Genomic DNA, 14,897 nt, shown 5'->3' on the forward strand with positions numbered 1-14,897 from the left:
GTGGCTCGGCTCCTAGGTCGCGTGTCCGGCGGACGTGCTCGGCCGCTCCGCGGGTCCGTCTTGCGGACGGCCTGGCGTCGTCCTCTGCTCGGGCGCGGCTGACGCCGGGCAGCTCCGGACCGTTGGGCTGGTCGGTGCGGCGTCGCCGCTGGGCGTCGTTCCTGGTGTCGCCGCGGCGGGTTCCGTCGCTCCCGATCCGGGCGTGCTCGACGTCGGGTTGTTCGGAGCTGCCGCGCTTGTCGTGCCGCGCGGTGCGGCGCCTGTTGGCGTCGCTGCCGACGTCGCTGTGGTAGGTCCGGCCGCTTCCTGATCTGGCGTCCTCGATGCGTCGTCGCGGGCGGCTGTCGTGCTGGTCGCGGGGTTTCGTGGTTCCGTGTTCGGGGTTGCTCCCGGCTCCGGGGTTCGGGTGGGCAGCCGCGCCGCGACGCGGAAGCCGCCGCTGGGGCGCGGGCCTGCCGTGAGCGCGCCGCCGAGTGCGTGGGCTCGCTCGCGCATGCCGATGACGCCGTTGCCGCCGCCGTTGCCGGAGCGCGACGGGGCGCTGGTCGGACGGGTGTTGTCGACGGTGATGTCGACCGAGTCCGGCGCGTAGCGCACGGTCACCGTCGCGTCGGCGCCCGGCGCGTGCCGCAGCACGTTGGTCAGCGACTCCTGGACGATCCGGGCCGCCGCCGCGTCGATGACGCTTGGCAGCTGCTGCGGGGTGCCGAGCACTCGGGTCTCTACCGCCAAGCCGGTCGCGCGTGGGCGCTGCAACAGCTCGTCCAAGTCGCCGATGCTCGGTGCGGGAGTCCGCGGTGCGGGCGGTGGCTCGACGGCAGCGGTATTCGCCGCGGCCGGTTCGGAATCGGCGCTGTCGCGCGGAGCGTGCTCGGCGGCCTGATCGCGGCCGTTTCGCGAGCCACGGCGGCGCCTGCGGTCGGTGTCACCGTCTGTGTACGCGGAGTCGTCGCCGGATGGTTGGCCCGCGGGCGCCGCGACAGTTCCGGAGCGGATCGTGTGCAGCAGCGCGTGCACCTCGGCCAGCGCGTCGCGGCTGACAGCCTTGATCGCGGTCAGGGCGGTCTCCGCCTGTTCCGGTCGCTTGTCGAGTATTTCCAGCGCCACCGAGGACTGCACGTTGATCACCGACAGGCTGTGCGCCAGCACGTCGTGCAGTTCGCGGGCGATGGCCAGGCGCTCCTCGCTGGCTCGCCGCTCGCGCTGCGCTTCCTCGTCCCTGCGCGCGGCCTCGGCGCGCTGTCTGCGCGCGACGAGCACCGCTTTGCGCTGCCTGATCCCTTCGGCTACCGACAGCAGCACGGCCAGCCAAGCCATCAACGCGAAGATCTGCCACAGGCCGACGGGTCGGCCGAGCAGCCCGGGCACCGGCCAGACCAGGGTGAGATAGCCGAGCGGGACGAGCGGGTAAGTCCACCAACGGGATCCGCTGCTCGCGGCGGTCAGGAAGGCGACGACCAGAGCGAGGAAGATCGGCCCGTATCCGTAGCCGCGCACGAAATACGCCACGCACACGGCCAGGACGACGAACAGCACCGGCACCGGCTGCGCCCGCCGCCAGATCAGCGCCACCGGACCGGCGAGCAGCAGGAGATACCCGAGCACATCCAGGGAGTGCACCCCGGTCTGCCGCATGTTCGCGAAGGTGCCCCCGACCACTTGAACCGCGGCCACGACGAGCGCGACCCCCCAGTCCAAGCCGACCGAGCTTCGATCCGTAATAGCTGACACCCGCACGCACGTAGCCTATGCGGCTGGGCCGAGATTCGACGTCCGCCTAGAAACGTATTTCACGGACATCGCGCGATCGGCATCCGGAATGCGCGATGGGCGCGGACAGAATTCCGCAGCGACGGCCGCGGCGCATGGTTCTCGATACGTACACCGAATGTCGCTCGGCGACGGATGCCCAGCCGGGGTCGGCGGCGGATTCTCGGTGCATGACAGATTCGATCGTGGTCACCCGAGGGTTGACCAAACGCTATGGCGACAACGCCGCGGTCTCCGGTGTCAGCATGAACGTCGCGTCCGGCGAGATCTATGGGTTTCTCGGCCCGAACGGAGCGGGCAAGACCACGACGCTACGAATGCTGGTCGGGCTGATCCGTCCCACTGCGGGGACGGCCACCGTGGCGGGGCACAGCCCCGGTGATCCAGCGGTGGTCCGCCGGATCGGTGTGCTCATCGAGGGCCCCGGCTTCTACCCGTACCTCTCCGGCCGCGACAACCTGCGTGTGCTCGCGAACTACCGCGGCCTCGGCCGAACCGAGGTGGAGGACGCACTACACCGGATCGGCCTGGCGTCCCGCGCCGACGACAAATTCCGCACCTACTCGCTGGGCATGAAACAGCGGCTCGGTGTGGGTGCGGCGCTGCTGGGCAGTCCGGATCTGCTCATCCTGGACGAGCCGACCAACGGCCTGGACCCGGCGGGGATGGCCGAAATGCGGGAGCTGATCACGGATCTGGCCGCCGAGGGCCACACCGTGCTGCTGTCCAGCCACATGCTCAGCGAGGTGCAGGAGATCTGCGACCGCGTCGGTGTGATCTCGCACGGCACGCTGCTCGCCGAAGCGACGGTCGGGGAGTTGCGCGGGGCCTCGTCGCTGCTGCTGCGGGCCGAGCCGTTGGAGCTGGCGTTGCCCGCGGTGCGCCACCTGGTCGGCGAGCGTTCGGCGTTGCTGACCGCGAGCGGCATCCGGATCGAGTCGGACGCCGTCTCCGCGCCCGCGGTGGCGCGTGCCGTCGTGGCGTCGGGCGCCGACCTCCTGGAACTGCGGGTCGACGAGAAATCCCTGGAGGAAGTGTTCTTCGAAATGACGCGACTGGAGACGGTGCGATGACCGCGTTGCGACTGCGTGATCTGGTGGCCAGCACGAAAGCCGAAATGCTGCGGCTACGGAAGTGGCCGGCGTTCTGGATAATCCTCGGTACGTGGATTCTGCTGAATCTCACGTTCGCCTACCTCTTCAACTACTTGGCGTACACCTCGGGCGAATCCGGTCGAATGTCCAATGGCCTGCCCCGCGAGGCGCTGCTGCGGCAGATGCTGCCCGCCGCGGTGCCCGAAGTGTTCACTCAGGGGATGGCGATGTTCGGTGGCGCGCTGATGCTCATCCTCGGCGCACTGACCATCGGCAGCGGATATGGCTGGGGAACGTGGAAAACCGTTTTCACGCAGGGTCCTTCGCGGGTGCACGCCGTTGCCGCAGTAGTGGCGAGTCTCGCGGGCGTGGTGGTCGGGCTGGTGTGCGTGGCGTTCATCGCGGATATCGCGATCGCCGGACTGATCGCGGTGTCCGAGTCGCAGGCGCTCACGCCGCCATCGCTGTCCCGGGCGCTGCTCGGAATCCTCACCGGCATAGCGATTCTGGGCATGTGGACGCTGGCGGGCGTCCTCATCGGGGCGATCGCGCGCGGGCCCGCGCTCGCTGTGGGACTGGGCCTGGTCTGGGTGCTGGTGGTGGAGAACCTGCTGCGCGGCGTCGCGAGCATTCTCCCGCCGATCGAGGTGATCACCGATCACCTACCCGGCACGGCGGCGGGCTCGCTGGCCGGGTCGATGCGCACGGTCGACGGACCGGCTACGCCGGGCGTGCTCGATGTGCTGTCGAGAACCGAGTCATTGGTCGTGCTGGCGAGCTATCTGGTGATCTTCGCGGGCGGAACGATCTGGCTGATGCGGAAACGCGATCTGGCGTGAATCGCCGTTTACTCATCGCCGAGAAGGGATTCCGCGATGGTGCGGAGCGCCTCGGCGATCTGTTCCGCGGTGAGCCCGCGCTCGCGTTGCCGCCGATAGACCTCAGCGGCCAGCGGCGCGAGAAGCGGGTCCACCATCGCGTCCGGCTCCCGAACCCCCGCTGCCACCAGCAGCGCTCGCACGTGCGCGTACCAGAATCCGTACGCGCCGGTCGCGAAGCGGGCTCCGCCGATTTCGGCGCCGAGCACCAAATGCGCGTGCGTTTCGAGCAATTCGACCATCGCGGCGTAGAACGCGGCCAGCCGCTGTCCAGGTGCGGCTCCGGGGCCGAGCGGTGGTGGCCCGGTGAGCAATTTCGCCTGTAGGTCGCGCTCGTGTTCGTCGAGTAGGGCTACCGCGATCGAGTTGATGTCCGGATACCGCCGATACAGGGTGCCGCGACCGACGCCGGCCGCCTTCGCGATGTCGTCCATCGTCACCGTGCGGGGGTCCCGATCGGCGAACAGGTCTGCCGCCGCCGCCAGGACCTTGGCCCGGTTGCGGGCCGCGTCCGCGCGTTCGGGCGGTCGCGCCCGCCCGGACTCGGGTCCGGTGAGCAGGTCGTCGCGGGGTTCCATGCCGCGACTGTAGCCGACGCCGGAATAACTGGACAAGCTGTCCGGTTATGGCTAACGTCTCAACCGGACGATCTGTCCGGATTATTGGGAGGTTTGGTCATGAGCACCTTGTTGCACCTCGACGCCAGCGCGCGGCGGCAGTCGATCAGCCGAGAGTTGAGCGCCGCATTCGCCAGTGCATGGCGTGCGCGGCACCCCGACGGCGACTACCGCTACCGCGATCTGGCCGCCGATCCGGTGCCGTTCATCGGAGAAGCGTGGACCGAACTGTGCGACGCGGTACTGGCCCTGCCGAGCACGGATCCGGAACGGCTCGGCGAACTGGTCCGCACCGCGGAACAGGCTGCCGCGTGGGACATCGTCCGGCCGCTGCTCGCGGAACTGCTCGCGGCGGACGTCATCCTGATCGGCACCCCGATGTACAACTACTCGATCCCCGCCTCGCTCAAAGCGTGGCTGGATCAGGTGACCTTTCCCCGGATGTCCTTGGGTGCCCGGCGATTCGTCGTGACCACCGCACGGGGCGGCGCGTATTCACCCGGCGCGCCCAAGGCGGCGTACGACTATCAGGAACGCTTTCTGCGCGACTTCTTCGCAGGCCACTTCGCCGTATCGGACACGGTTTTCGTGCACGCGGAGCTCGCCAATTCCCGCCAGGACCCCGCGCTCGCGCATCGGCGAGCCGAGCACGACGCGTCCTACGCCCTCGCACTGGCGACGGCGCGGGATCTGGCCGAGGAGTACTGAGATGAACTGGGTGGTGCTCGGTATCGCCGGACTCGTGGAGATCGTCTGGTCGCAGAGCATCAAGCCGACGGAGAACTTCACCAGACTCCTGCCGACGCTGGTCTGCTTCGCTCTCGGCGTCACCGCGGTGTACCTGTTGTCCCGGGCGATGCAGACGCTGCCGGTCGGCACCGCCTACGCGGTGTTCACCGGCATCGGAGCGCTCGGCGCGATCACGCTCGGCATCGTCGTCAACAAGGACCCGCTCAGTGCGGGTCGCGTCCTGGCGCTCGCGCTGATCCTGGGCGGCATCGTGCTGGCCAGGATCACGAACCCGGAGTGACGTGCCCGCGATCCACCGGGTGTGGAGCGAGCGAGGGTTCCGTCTGGTGGTCCAGGTGGGCGTTCAGGCGCGCCGCCGACCGTTGGGCCGATAGCGCGTTTCTTGGTGCGGCGTCGAGCGACCAGGCCCGGTGTGCTTGGCGCGTCCGGGATTCCGGCGCGCTGGGCCTCGACCGCGGCGCGAGTGCGGACCACACGACGGCGCGAAACCGATCGGCGAAGCGGTGGGCCGTGGCGAGGCGGCCGGGGTAGGTTCGAGCTGAATCGTCAAACGATCATCGGCGAAAGGACCGTGATGCCCACACGTACCGCGCGTACCGCCTGGACCGGGACCCTGCAGGAGGGTTCGGGACAGGTCGAGCTGACCAGTTCGGGGGTCGGCAAGTACGACGTGTCGTTTCCGAAGCGCTCCGCTGAGGAGGCCGACGGCACCACCAGCCCGGAGGAACTGATCGCGGCCGCGCACTCCTCCTGCTACGCGATGGCGCTCTCGGCGCAGATCGGCAACGCGGGCGGCACGCCGGAGAGCCTGGACGTCACCGCCGACGTCACCCTCGGCCCCGACCCGGCGGGCGGCTTCCGGATCACCGGCATCAAGCTGACCGTCCGCGGTCGCGTCTCCGGCATCGACGCCGACGCCTTCCAGGCCGCCGCCGAGGCCGCCAAGGCGGGCTGCCCGGTCAGCAAAGCGCTGGCGGGAGTCGACAACATCACCCTCGACGCGGCCCTCGCGTAGTTTCGCGCGACCGCTTTGCTCCCCGCACACCGCGATGAGGTGGGCGGGGAGCGAGGCTGGTGCTCGACGAGTCAGTGCCTGCGGAATCAGGGGTGGCGCGGCTTTGGAACGAGGCGGATGTGCGAAAAGCCACCGCCTGCGGAACCAGGGGACTGGCACGGGTTTGGGGCCGGGCGGGTGCGAAGTATCAGTGCTCGCGGAACCAGCGGCGGGCGGACCGGGCGTAGAGCGCGGGAATCGCAATCAGTACGGCGGCTATGTGGACTGTGCGGAAGACCCCGAGCCATATGGATGCGGGGCTCACGTCGGTGAACAGGTCCCGGAATTCCTTCGCCGACATGGCCGCAGCCAGCGGCTCGATGATCAGTGAGAGCAGGCCGAACACGCCGATGCCCACAGTGATCAGCAGACGCGCCCAACGGTCGCCGTGCGTCATACGTACCGCGACGGTCAGCACCACCGAATAAATCGCGATGCGCATGCCTAGTCCGGCGAGCAGTGCCGCCGGGTCGGTGCCGAACGCGCGTGCTGCCCGCACGCTCGCTTCGGCGATGCCCGCCAGCAAAGCGGCCACAAGCGCGATGAACGAGACGCGAACGGAGCGCGGTGGCGCGGAGACATGAACGCGCAGTGGGGCGGGCCAAGACGAAAAGGCAGTGCCGGTCATGGGACCGACACTGCCTCAGCGCTTCCCGATTCGAATCAGTCCGGGGTAGCAGTCGTTACTCGGACCGGGGTATCGGTACGCGTCACCAATTCGGTGAGGGCGGCGAAGCCCAAGGCCAGGCATGTCCACAGCGTGGCGGTCTCGGCCAGTGACGCCACCCGGAACTCCCACAGCAGGGTGGCCGGGAAATCCGCGCTCACTTCGTTCACGCCGGGCAGCAGCACGTAGCCGAGCGCCGTCACCAACACGAACGCGGCGACACCGCCGATCAGCCGGACGGTGGACAGTTGTGCGCGCAACACGGTGAACACCGCCACCGCGGCACCGACTGCCACGATGCCGAGCAGCACCGCCGCCAGCCACAGGAGGGTGCGGTGGTCGATGGTGTCGGGATCACCCACCGCGGGCGGATTGGCCGGGTACTTGAAGAACGGCACCGCGACGATCGCGGCCCAGCCCGCTACACCCAGCGCCACCGCGAGTCGCGGCCCGGACAGCGCGGTGTAGCGCCGCGCGACATGCGCGACCGAGGCGTAGACGGCGCCGAGCGCGAGCCCGGCCAGCCCGAGCGCGAGAAACTGCCCGAACTTCTGGCCGGTGCGGCTCACCAGCGGTTCTTCCTCGTCACCGTGGGAATGCCCGCCCGGCTCGGCGTGCTCGCCGTGCGTGTGCTCGGCGGTGGAGCCCGCTTCTTCGATGGCGATCGCGGCGTCCAGCTTCGGTTCGCCGACGAAGTAACCGACTGTCGCGGCCAGCAGCCCGGCGATGAGGCCGGCCAGCAGGCCGCGAAGCAGCAGTTTTCCGAGTGAGCCGGTCAGTGGCACGGAAGCCCCAGCAGGTGGCGTCCGTCGTGCATCAGCTCATGCAGGTACATCCCGCTGCGCGAGATGACACCCTGGTCGAATCCGACCAGGTACAGCGTGAGCAGTGCGAGAAGAACGACACCGACCGTGACGAGCACGGTGGCCAGGGAATCGGTTGCCCGGCTTGGTGAATGCGCGATGGCCATTCGAGTCCTCCTTGGGATACGCGTCCCATCGGGTGGTGGCGCGACGGTGCCGGTGTCTGGCTTTCCGGCACCGGACTCGGTGCATGGAATACAGTGGCGCGACCGCTCCGGAATCTCACCGGAATTACCGCATCACCTTCGCGTTTGTCCTTCGAACTGTGACACCCGTACGCACCCGGCGTCAACTATGTCCGGCACGGGCGTACCACGGCGTCGGGCGAGTCGCCGGGCAGGCAGGCCTGCCCGGCGATAGGCGTCGAGGTCAGTTCTCGGGCTTCCCGGCGACGTCGAGCACGACCTCGAACTCGAGCAGCGAAGCGCCTGTCGCGACCGGCTTCTGGCGCTCGCCCGCGTGCGCCTCGCGCGCGGGTCCGTCCCGCCAGGCGGCGAAGGATTCCTCCGAATCCCACTGGGTGACAACGAAGTACCGGTTCTCGCCGGCGACGGGGCGCAGCAGCTGGAAGCCGAGGAAGCCGGGCGAGTTCTCGACCGCGTGCGCACGGTGGGCGAACCGCTTCTCCAGCTCGGGGCCCGCGCCCTCGGGAACCTCGATCGCGTTGATCTTCACAACAGCCATGCGTCCAAGCTAGCGGTTGCCGCCGAGCAGGTGCTCGGTGCCTCGTATTGTCGAAGCGATGTTGTACGACGAAGGCGGAGCAGGCGCGCCGATTCTGCTGCTGCACGGACTGATGGGCAGCGCGCGCACGTGGCGCGATCAGCTGGACTGGCTGCGCGAATACGGCCATGTCTACACCTTCGACGCCGCCGGGCACGGCAGGCCCGCGCCGGGGGAACTGACGACCGAGGCATTCGTCGACGACCTCGCCGCCGGCACGGCCGCGATCACCGAGCCCATGGTCGTGATCGGGCATTCGATGGGCGCGCTGCACGGGTGGGTGTTCGCCGCGACCCATCCCGAGCGGGTCCGAGCGCTGGTGATCGAGGACATCGCCCCGGACTTCACCGGCCGCACCGCCGCGCACTGGGCCGCGATGATCGAGGCGTGGCCGCAGCCGTTTCCCGACGACGAGGCGGTGCTTTCGTTCTTCGGACCGGTGGCAGGGCGGTACTTCCTGAACGCGCTCGAGCGCGGGCCGGGGGGATACCGGCTGCACGGTTCGGTCGCAACCTTCCGTGACATCTCCGAGGAATGGGGAACCCGCGATTTCTGGCGGCAATGGCAGGCCGTGCGGGCGCCCGCCCTGTTGCTGGAGGGCGAGCACAGCATCACCCCACCGGGACAAATGCGGCGAATGGCCGCCGCGCATCCGGAAGCCGATTACGCCTTGGTCCCCGGCACCGGCCACCTCGTGCACGATGACCAGCCGCTGCGTTACCGGGCAGAGGTCGAGCGCTTCCTGCGGCGCGTGCTCGGCGCTTAGGCGTACCTCCGCCTTCGCTGCGGCCGTGCGGGTTGTGCGTACCTCCGTGTCTTGGCTGCGGCCGTGCAGGTTGTGCGTACCTCCGTGTCTTGGCTGCGGCCGTGCGGGTTGTGCGTACCTCGTGCCTTCGCTGCGGCCGTGCGCGGGCTGACGACGGCGGCCCGTCAGGGACGGGCTTCCGCGTCCTGGCCGCCGCCCTCGCCCGCGAGCGCGAACAAGCCGTCGGCGGTTTGCTCGATCAGGCCGTCCACCAGCAGCGAGTCGAGCGCCCGATCGCGTTGTCCCGGGTCGCGGGTCCAGGCCAGATCGAGGCATACCCGCTCGACCGGGCCGCTGGCATGGCGCAGGACGTCCAGCAGGCGACCGCGGGCTTGGCGGTCGGTGCCCTCGTACTTCTGGGTGCGGCGGACCACGTCGGTCACCGGCCGTCCGGCGGTGACCCACGCGCAGCTCGGCAGCGGACAGCGCGAGCAATCCGGGGTGCGCGCGGTGCACACGGTCGCGCCGAGTTCCATCAGGGCCGCGGAGAACACCGCGGCGCGGTCGACCTGGCGGGGCAGCAGCGCTTCGGTCTCGGCGAGATCGCGCGAGGACGGGTTGCCCGCTTCCGCGCGCCCGTGCACCGCTCTGGCAACCACGCGGCGCACGTTGGTGTCCACCACCGGAACGCGTTGGCCGTAGGCGAAACACGCGACGGCGCGCGCGGTGTAGGCGCCGATGCCGGGCAGGCCGAGCAGCACGTCCACGTCGGCGGGCACCTCGTCGCCGTGCTCGGCCGCCAGCACTCCGGCGCACTCGTGCAGGCGCAGGGCGCGCCGCGGATACCCGAGCCTGCCCCAGGCCCGCAGCACCTCGGCCGGTGCGGCCGCCGCCATCGCCGAGGGGACCGGCCAGCGCGCCACCCACTCGCGCCAGATCGGTTCCACGCGCACGACCGGGGTCTGTTGCAGCATGATCTCGCTCATCAGGATCTGCCACGCGGTGACGCCCGGCCTGCGCCACGGCAGGTCGCGCGCGGTCGCTCGATACCAGTCCAGCAACGTGTCCGCGTCGATGCCGTTCGGTGCGCTGTTCCGCACTGCCCTCACTATCCCCGTCCTATCGCCGCAAGGCGGTATTTGCCCACCCGTAACCGAGTGAACTCGCTGGTAACGCAACCAGTGTGCACAATGGTCGGTATGCCGGATTCCAACCCGATCAGTGCCTGGAAGTCCCTGCGAGAAGGCAACGAACGCTTTGTCAGCGGTGAGCTGCTGCATCCTAGCCAGGGCGCCGCCGACCGGGCCAAACTCGTCAGTGGCCAGCACCCCCACGCGATCCTGTTCGGTTGCGGCGACTCCAGGGTCGCGGCCGAGTTGATCTTCGACCAGGGCCTCGGCGACATGTTCGTCGTGCGCACCGCGGGCCATGTGGTCGACAGTTCGGTGCTCGGCTCGATCGAGTACGGGGTGCAGGTGCTCAACGTGCCGCTCATCGTAGTGCTCGGCCATGACAGCTGCGGCGCCGTGAAGGCCACCATCGACGCGCTCGACGGCGGCGAGGTCCCCGGCGGATTCATCCGCAGTGTGGTGGAGCGGGTCACGCCGTCCATTCTGATCGGCCGCCGCGAAGGTCTGTCCACCGTCGACGAGATGGAGGCCAGGCACGTGGTGGAGACCAGCCGCCTGCTCATGCAGCGGTCGATGATCATCTCGCAGCGGGTCGCGACCGGTGAGTGCGCGATCGCGTGCGTGACCTACAAGCTGGCCGAGGGCAAAGTGCAATTGCACCGGGTCGTCGGCAATATCGGCGAGGTGGTCTGAGACCGCGGCACGCCGAGGTTTCATCCAGCGTGCCGGCGGAATGTACCCGCAGCCGACGGGGGCGGGCGGCCGACACGCCGTGCCCCTGAGACGCTGGGCCCGATCGTGCCCTTACCGTTGAGGCGTGCTGGAACCGAATGGACCGCTGCCACCGGAGATCTACTGGCGTCGACGCGCATTCGCCATCGGCATCCTGGTGGTCGCGCTGGCGCTGGTGATCTGGGTCGTGCTCGCGGTCGTGCGCGGCGGTGACTCGCCGGGCGACACCAAGACCGCCGGGTCCAGCTCGGTCGTGGCCAAGCCGGCCGACACCGGGGCGGCCAAGCCGTCGGGTGATTCCGGCGTACCGAAGTCGTCGGCCGCCGCGAGCGCCGCGGCGGCGGGGCCGTGCCCCGACCAGTCGCTCGCGATCAAAGTGACCGTGGAACAGCCCACCTACCGGAGCGGCGAGCAGCCGGTGTTCGGGATCGTCATCACCAACATCTCGTCGGTGGCCTGCACCCGGGACATGGGGTCGGGTCTGCAGCAAGTGTCGGTGCACACCCTCGACGGCCAGCGGCGGCTGTGGTCGAGCACGGATTGCTACCCGGACGGCCAGCCCGACGTCCGCACGATGAATCGCGGTGAGCAGGCGGCGTTCACGGTGACCTGGTCGGGCTCCACCTCGCAACCCAACTGTGCGGGCGAACGTGTTCCGGTGCCCCCGGGCGCGTACAACGTTGTGGCGCAACTGGGTTCGGTGCGCAGCGCCGCCGAGCCGTTCAACATCGCCTGAAGTCAGCTCGCCGCCTCGTCTGGGGCGGCGCGCAATTTGCGGAGGCCCGCTATGCGGATGGCGGAGCGGAGGTCGGTGACCTCGTGGATTTTCATGGTGGTTTTGACCGGGGCAAGGCCGGGAGGCACCAGGGCGGTGGTGAAGCCGAGGCGTTCGGCTTCGGCCAGTCTGCGGCTCACGCCGGTCACCTTGCGGACCTCGCCCGCCAGCCCCACCTCGCCGAGGATCACCCAGCCGGGAGGGATCGACACATCGGCTTCGGCGCTGGCGATGGCCAGTGCGATGGCCAGGTCGGCCGCGGGCTCGATCAGCCGCATGCCGCCGACCGTCGCGGCGTAGACGTCGCTTTTGCCGAGGAATACCCGGGCGCGGCTCTGCAGGACGGCCAGCACCATGGCGACCCGGTTGTAGTCCAGTCCGCTCACCGCGCGGCGCGGCTGCGGGATCTCGGTCTTCACGGTCAGGCCCTGCACCTCGCCGACCAGGGGCCGTTTGCCGTCCATCGCGACGGTCACCGCGGTGCCGGGCACCGAATCGGTCCGGTGGTGCAGGAACAGGCCGGACGGATCGTCGACACCGGCGATTCCGTCCTCGTGCAGTTCGAAGCAGCCGACCTCGTCGGCGCTGCCGAAGCGGTTCTTGATGCCGCGCACCATGCGCAGCGTGGAGTTCTTGTCGCCCTCGAACTGCAACACCACGTCGACAAGGTGTTCGAGCGTGCGCGGACCGGCCACATTGCCGTCCTTGGTGACGTGCCCGACCAGCAGCACGGCGATTCCGCTCGCCTTGGCCAGCGATGTCAGCGCCGCGGTCACGGCGCGCACCTGGGTGACGCCGCCGATCACGCCGTCGGCCTCCGGAGCGAGCATGGTCTGCACGGAGTCGACCACGAGCAGCGTCGGGCGGACCTGCTCGACGTGCCCGAGCAGGATCGACAGATCCGATTCCGCGGCCAGATAGACCCGCTCGTGCACCGCGCCGGTGCGGTCGGCGCGCAGCCGGACCTGCCCCGCCGACTCCTCCGCCGTGACATAGAGCGATTTCTCGTCGCGCTGGGTGGCCCACCGATGGGCGACCTCCAGCAGCAGCGTCGACTTGCCCACCCCGGGCTCGCCGGACAGCAGCACCACCGAACCCGGCACCACGCCGCCGCCGAGCACCCGGTCCAGTTCGCTGACTCCGGTCGGCCTCGCCTTGGTGACCCGAGCGTCTATCTGCGAGATCGGTGCGGCCGCGGTACTGGGCAACATCGCCCTGCGCCCGGGGGCCCCGACCGCGCCCGCTCCGACGACGACCTCGTCGACGGTGCCCCAAGCCCCGCACTCGGGACACTTGCCCACCCATTTGGCGACTTCGTGCGAACAAGCGGAGCACCGGAAGATCGGCTTGGTCTTTGCCACAGGCGCACCTTACGCACCAACACCGACAGGGGCGGGTTCCCCGCGGCGCCGTGAATCAGACCGGCTCAGTGACCGCCCTTGTGTTCGGCTTCCGCCGGGCCGGACTTGTCGGACTCCTGCCGCTCGGTGTGCACGCCCGCGTCGACGGGGACCTGGACCTGGACGGTGCCGTTCTGCTTGAAGTTGAACGCGACGTTGTAGGTCAGACCGGGGGTGATGTCCTTGGTCAGGCCGGTGATCTCGATCAGCACCGGGTTGGCCTCGGGGTCGGCGGCGGGCTGGGCGCCGTGGTCGCCGCCGCCGTGCGAGTCGGCCTGGGTGGTGGTCGCGCGGGCCGTGGTGGTCGGCGCTCCAGCCGTGGTGGTCGGTGTTCCAGCCGTGGTGGTCGGCGCCGCGGTCGTCGTCGGGGCCGGGGCGTCGTGCTTGACCGGCTGGGTCCCCGCGACGACGGTCTGCTGCGGAGCGAGCTGGACGCCGGACTTCCCGGCGGCCGGGGTGATCTTGACGGTGCCCAGGTCGGTGGTGATGCTGGCCAGCTCGTCGGCGACGGACTCGCTGTTGTTGATGATGGACAGGGCGATAACCGCCTTGCCGCCCTTGGCGTTGGTGTACGCGGTGCCCTCGGCCGGGTAGACGATGTGCACGTTGCGCAGCGCGATGGCGCCCACGTCGGCGTGGTTGCCGTTCACGGCGGCGACCTGCTCCGCGGTCTGCGAGATCTGACCCGCGCCGCAGCCGGACAGCGCGATCGCCGCTCCGGCGGCGAGTGCGGCAACCGTCACCATGCGACGTCGCGCCCCCTTCGGGGCGGTCACAGCTTTCAGGGCAGTCACGGGTTGTCCCTCCATGTCGACCGGGCTCTGCTCCGCTCGGGAGCGTAGTAACTAGGCAGCGTAGTAGTTCCCTCGGCGGCCCAGGCGTGGGGGCTGTGCCAACGTACCCCCGGCTGCCACGCGGACCCGCTCAGGAGGCGGTGCCGGGTCGAGCGCGGGCCGTACTCGCGCCGACACCCCGCGCGTGGGTAACAGTTCGGTCGAGGTTCAGAGGTTGCGACGAAGGCGCCCGGCCGCCGGTGGGCACCGGGGGCGACCGAGGCAGGAGATAACCCCTTCTGGCACAACGTAATGCACACCGCCCGGCTTCTGTCAAGCCCCACGGTCGCCTCGTTGTGGCCCTGACCTGCACAGTTGATCGCGCCGTTATCGAGTCGCATGTTAAACTGTGAACATCGAAAGGGGCACGGGACACATGATTTTTAAGGTCGGAGACACCGTCGTTTACCCCCACCACGGAGCGGCGCTGATCGAAGCAATCGAGACTCGCACCATCAAGGGTGAGCAAAAAGAGTATCTGGTCCTGAAGGTCGCCCAAGGCGATCTCACTGTTCGGGTTCCCGCGGAGAACGCCGAATACGTCGGCGTGCGTGACGTCGTCGGCCAGGAGGGTCTCGATCGGGTCTTCCAGGTTCTGCGGGCGCCGCACACGGAGGAGCCGACCAACTGGTCTCGCCGCTACAAGGCCAACTTGGAGAAGCTCGCCTCCGGCGATGTGAACAAGGTGGCCGAGGTCGTTCGCGACCTGTGGCGCCGGGAGCAGGACCGCGGCCTGTCCGCGGGTGAGAAGCGCATGCTCGCCAAGGCTCGCCAGATCCTGGTCGGTGAGCTCGCGCTGGCCGAAGGCACCGATGACGGCAAGGCCGAGACCCTGCTCGATGAGGTCCTCGCCGCGGCTTCCTGAC

General features: G+C 69.3%; 18 protein-coding genes. 9 read left to right on the plus strand and 9 right to left on the minus strand.

Annotation, left to right across the window (positions count from 1 at the left end; translation table 11 throughout):
* Positions 1–12: 12 nt before the first annotated feature.
* A complete protein-coding gene (locus ON34_RS33280; RefSeq protein WP_306303632.1) occupies positions 13–1,737 on the minus strand; it encodes a sensor histidine kinase in 1,725 nt (574 codons plus the stop codon).
* 203 nt (positions 1,738–1,940) lie between these two features.
* Here ON34_RS33280 and ON34_RS01840 point away from each other — a divergent pair, with 203 nt between their 5' ends.
* Complete coding sequence (locus tag ON34_RS01840) at positions 1,941–2,843, plus strand: ABC transporter ATP-binding protein (protein ID WP_040773258.1); 903 nt, start codon at positions 1,941–1,943, stop codon at positions 2,841–2,843.
* Positions 2,840–3,703, plus strand: coding sequence for an ABC transporter permease (locus tag ON34_RS01845; RefSeq protein WP_040773261.1), 864 nt, complete (start codon positions 2,840–2,842; stop codon positions 3,701–3,703). Before ON34_RS01840 ends, ON34_RS01845 begins: the two co-directional genes overlap by 4 nt.
* Before the next feature lie 8 nt (positions 3,704–3,711).
* On the opposite strand, the gene ON34_RS01850 is transcribed toward ON34_RS01845, so the two are convergent.
* Positions 3,712–4,320 carry a TetR/AcrR family transcriptional regulator gene (locus ON34_RS01850; RefSeq protein WP_040773264.1) on the minus strand — a complete coding sequence of 203 codons (609 nt, stop codon included), beginning with the start codon at positions 4,318–4,320 and terminating at the stop codon, positions 3,712–3,714.
* Between the two features lie 99 nt (positions 4,321–4,419).
* Between ON34_RS01850 and ON34_RS01855 the strand changes: the two genes are divergently transcribed.
* From ON34_RS01855 to ON34_RS01865, 3 genes are all read left to right on the plus strand, one after another.
* A complete protein-coding gene (locus tag ON34_RS01855; protein WP_040773267.1) occupies positions 4,420–5,067 on the plus strand; it encodes an FMN-dependent NADH-azoreductase in 648 nt (215 codons plus the stop codon).
* A gap of 1 nt (position 5,068) precedes the next feature.
* Complete coding sequence (locus tag ON34_RS01860; protein ID WP_040773270.1) at positions 5,069–5,389, plus strand: DMT family transporter; 321 nt, start codon at positions 5,069–5,071, stop codon at positions 5,387–5,389.
* A gap of 294 nt (positions 5,390–5,683) precedes the next feature.
* Positions 5,684–6,124, plus strand: coding sequence for an OsmC family peroxiredoxin (locus tag ON34_RS01865; protein ID WP_040773273.1), 441 nt, complete (start codon positions 5,684–5,686; stop codon positions 6,122–6,124).
* Positions 6,125–6,311: 187 nt separating this feature from the next.
* Here the strand turns inward: ON34_RS01865 and ON34_RS01870 are convergent, their stop codons facing one another.
* The 4 genes from ON34_RS01870 to mhuD all read right to left on the minus strand — a co-directional run bounded on the left by ON34_RS01870 (position 6,312) and on the right by mhuD (position 8,377).
* A complete protein-coding gene (locus ON34_RS01870; protein ID WP_157172142.1) occupies positions 6,312–6,689 on the minus strand; it encodes a hypothetical protein in 378 nt (125 codons plus the stop codon).
* A gap of 137 nt (positions 6,690–6,826) precedes the next feature.
* Positions 6,827–7,615, minus strand: a complete 789-nt coding sequence (locus ON34_RS01875) for a CbtA family protein (RefSeq protein WP_040773279.1) — start codon at positions 7,613–7,615, stop codon at positions 6,827–6,829.
* The gene (locus ON34_RS01880; protein WP_039794710.1) at positions 7,606–7,800 is read right to left on the minus strand and encodes a CbtB domain-containing protein; all 195 of its coding nucleotides are present in this window, start codon (positions 7,798–7,800) and stop codon (positions 7,606–7,608) included. Before ON34_RS01880 ends, ON34_RS01875 begins: the two co-directional genes overlap by 10 nt.
* 262 nt (positions 7,801–8,062) lie before the next feature.
* Positions 8,063–8,377 (minus strand): mycobilin-forming heme oxygenase MhuD, encoded by a 315-nt coding sequence (mhuD, locus tag ON34_RS01885; RefSeq protein ID WP_040773284.1) that lies wholly within the window; start codon positions 8,375–8,377, stop codon positions 8,063–8,065.
* A gap of 58 nt (positions 8,378–8,435) precedes the next feature.
* Between mhuD and ON34_RS01890 the strand changes: the two genes are divergently transcribed.
* The gene (locus tag ON34_RS01890; RefSeq protein WP_040773287.1) at positions 8,436–9,182 is read left to right on the plus strand and encodes an alpha/beta fold hydrolase; all 747 of its coding nucleotides are present in this window, start codon (positions 8,436–8,438) and stop codon (positions 9,180–9,182) included.
* A 164-nt stretch (positions 9,183–9,346) separates the two neighbouring features.
* Here the strand turns inward: ON34_RS01890 and ON34_RS01895 are convergent, their stop codons facing one another.
* Positions 9,347–10,261 carry an HhH-GPD family protein gene (locus ON34_RS01895; RefSeq protein ID WP_281032429.1) on the minus strand — a complete coding sequence of 305 codons (915 nt, stop codon included), beginning with the start codon at positions 10,259–10,261 and terminating at the stop codon, positions 9,347–9,349.
* A 99-nt stretch (positions 10,262–10,360) separates the two neighbouring features.
* Between ON34_RS01895 and ON34_RS01900 the strand changes: the two genes are divergently transcribed.
* Both ON34_RS01900 and ON34_RS01905 read left to right on the plus strand, forming a co-directional pair.
* Positions 10,361–10,984 (plus strand): carbonic anhydrase, encoded by a 624-nt coding sequence (locus ON34_RS01900; RefSeq protein WP_040773558.1) that lies wholly within the window; start codon positions 10,361–10,363, stop codon positions 10,982–10,984.
* 124 nt (positions 10,985–11,108) lie between these two features.
* Complete coding sequence (locus ON34_RS01905) at positions 11,109–11,759, plus strand: hypothetical protein (protein WP_040773290.1); 651 nt, start codon at positions 11,109–11,111, stop codon at positions 11,757–11,759.
* A gap of 2 nt (positions 11,760–11,761) precedes the next feature.
* Here ON34_RS01905 and radA read toward each other — a convergent pair whose 3' ends face one another.
* Positions 11,762–13,159: a DNA repair protein RadA gene (gene radA / locus ON34_RS01910; RefSeq protein WP_040773293.1), complete on the minus strand. Its 1,398-nt coding sequence runs from the start codon at positions 13,157–13,159 to the stop codon at positions 11,762–11,764.
* Positions 13,160–13,224: 65 nt separating this feature from the next.
* On the minus strand, positions 13,225–13,974 hold the full coding sequence (locus tag ON34_RS01915; protein WP_040773296.1) for a copper chaperone PCu(A)C domain-containing protein: 750 nt from the start codon (positions 13,972–13,974) through the stop codon (positions 13,225–13,227).
* A 433-nt stretch (positions 13,975–14,407) separates the two neighbouring features.
* On the opposite strand from ON34_RS01915, the gene carD reads away from it, so the two are divergent.
* The gene (carD, locus tag ON34_RS01920) at positions 14,408–14,896 is read left to right on the plus strand and encodes an RNA polymerase-binding transcription factor CarD (RefSeq protein WP_011206964.1); all 489 of its coding nucleotides are present in this window, start codon (positions 14,408–14,410) and stop codon (positions 14,894–14,896) included.
* Position 14,897: the final 1 nt, after the last annotated feature.

The organism is Nocardia pneumoniae NBRC 100136 (assembly GCF_000308755.1).
GTDB lineage: Bacteria > Actinomycetota > Actinomycetes > Mycobacteriales > Mycobacteriaceae > Nocardia > Nocardia pneumoniae.

Excerpts from the sequence above, each read along its gene's own strand:
- ON34_RS01840 (WP_040773258.1), top strand. The coding sequence starts at position 1,941 with ATGACAGATTCGATCGTGGTCACCCGAGGGTTGACCAAACGCTATGGC.
- ON34_RS01845 (WP_040773261.1), top strand. The coding sequence starts at position 2,840 with ATGACCGCGTTGCGACTGCGTGATCTGGTGGCCAGCACGAAAGCCGAA.
- ON34_RS01850 (WP_040773264.1), bottom strand. The coding sequence starts at position 4,320 with ATGGAACCCCGCGACGACCTGCTCACCGGACCCGAGTCCGGGCGGGCG.
- ON34_RS01855 (WP_040773267.1), top strand. The coding sequence starts at position 4,420 with ATGAGCACCTTGTTGCACCTCGACGCCAGCGCGCGGCGGCAGTCGATC.
- ON34_RS01860 (WP_040773270.1), top strand. The coding sequence starts at position 5,069 with ATGAACTGGGTGGTGCTCGGTATCGCCGGACTCGTGGAGATCGTCTGG.
- ON34_RS01865 (WP_040773273.1), top strand. The coding sequence starts at position 5,684 with ATGCCCACACGTACCGCGCGTACCGCCTGGACCGGGACCCTGCAGGAG.
- ON34_RS01880 (WP_039794710.1), bottom strand. The coding sequence starts at position 7,800 with ATGGCCATCGCGCATTCACCAAGCCGGGCAACCGATTCCCTGGCCACC.
- mhuD (WP_040773284.1), bottom strand. The coding sequence starts at position 8,377 with ATGGCTGTTGTGAAGATCAACGCGATCGAGGTTCCCGAGGGCGCGGGC.
- ON34_RS01890 (WP_040773287.1), top strand. The coding sequence starts at position 8,436 with ATGTTGTACGACGAAGGCGGAGCAGGCGCGCCGATTCTGCTGCTGCAC.
- ON34_RS01900 (WP_040773558.1), top strand. The coding sequence starts at position 10,361 with ATGCCGGATTCCAACCCGATCAGTGCCTGGAAGTCCCTGCGAGAAGGC.
- carD (WP_011206964.1), top strand. The coding sequence starts at position 14,408 with ATGATTTTTAAGGTCGGAGACACCGTCGTTTACCCCCACCACGGAGCG.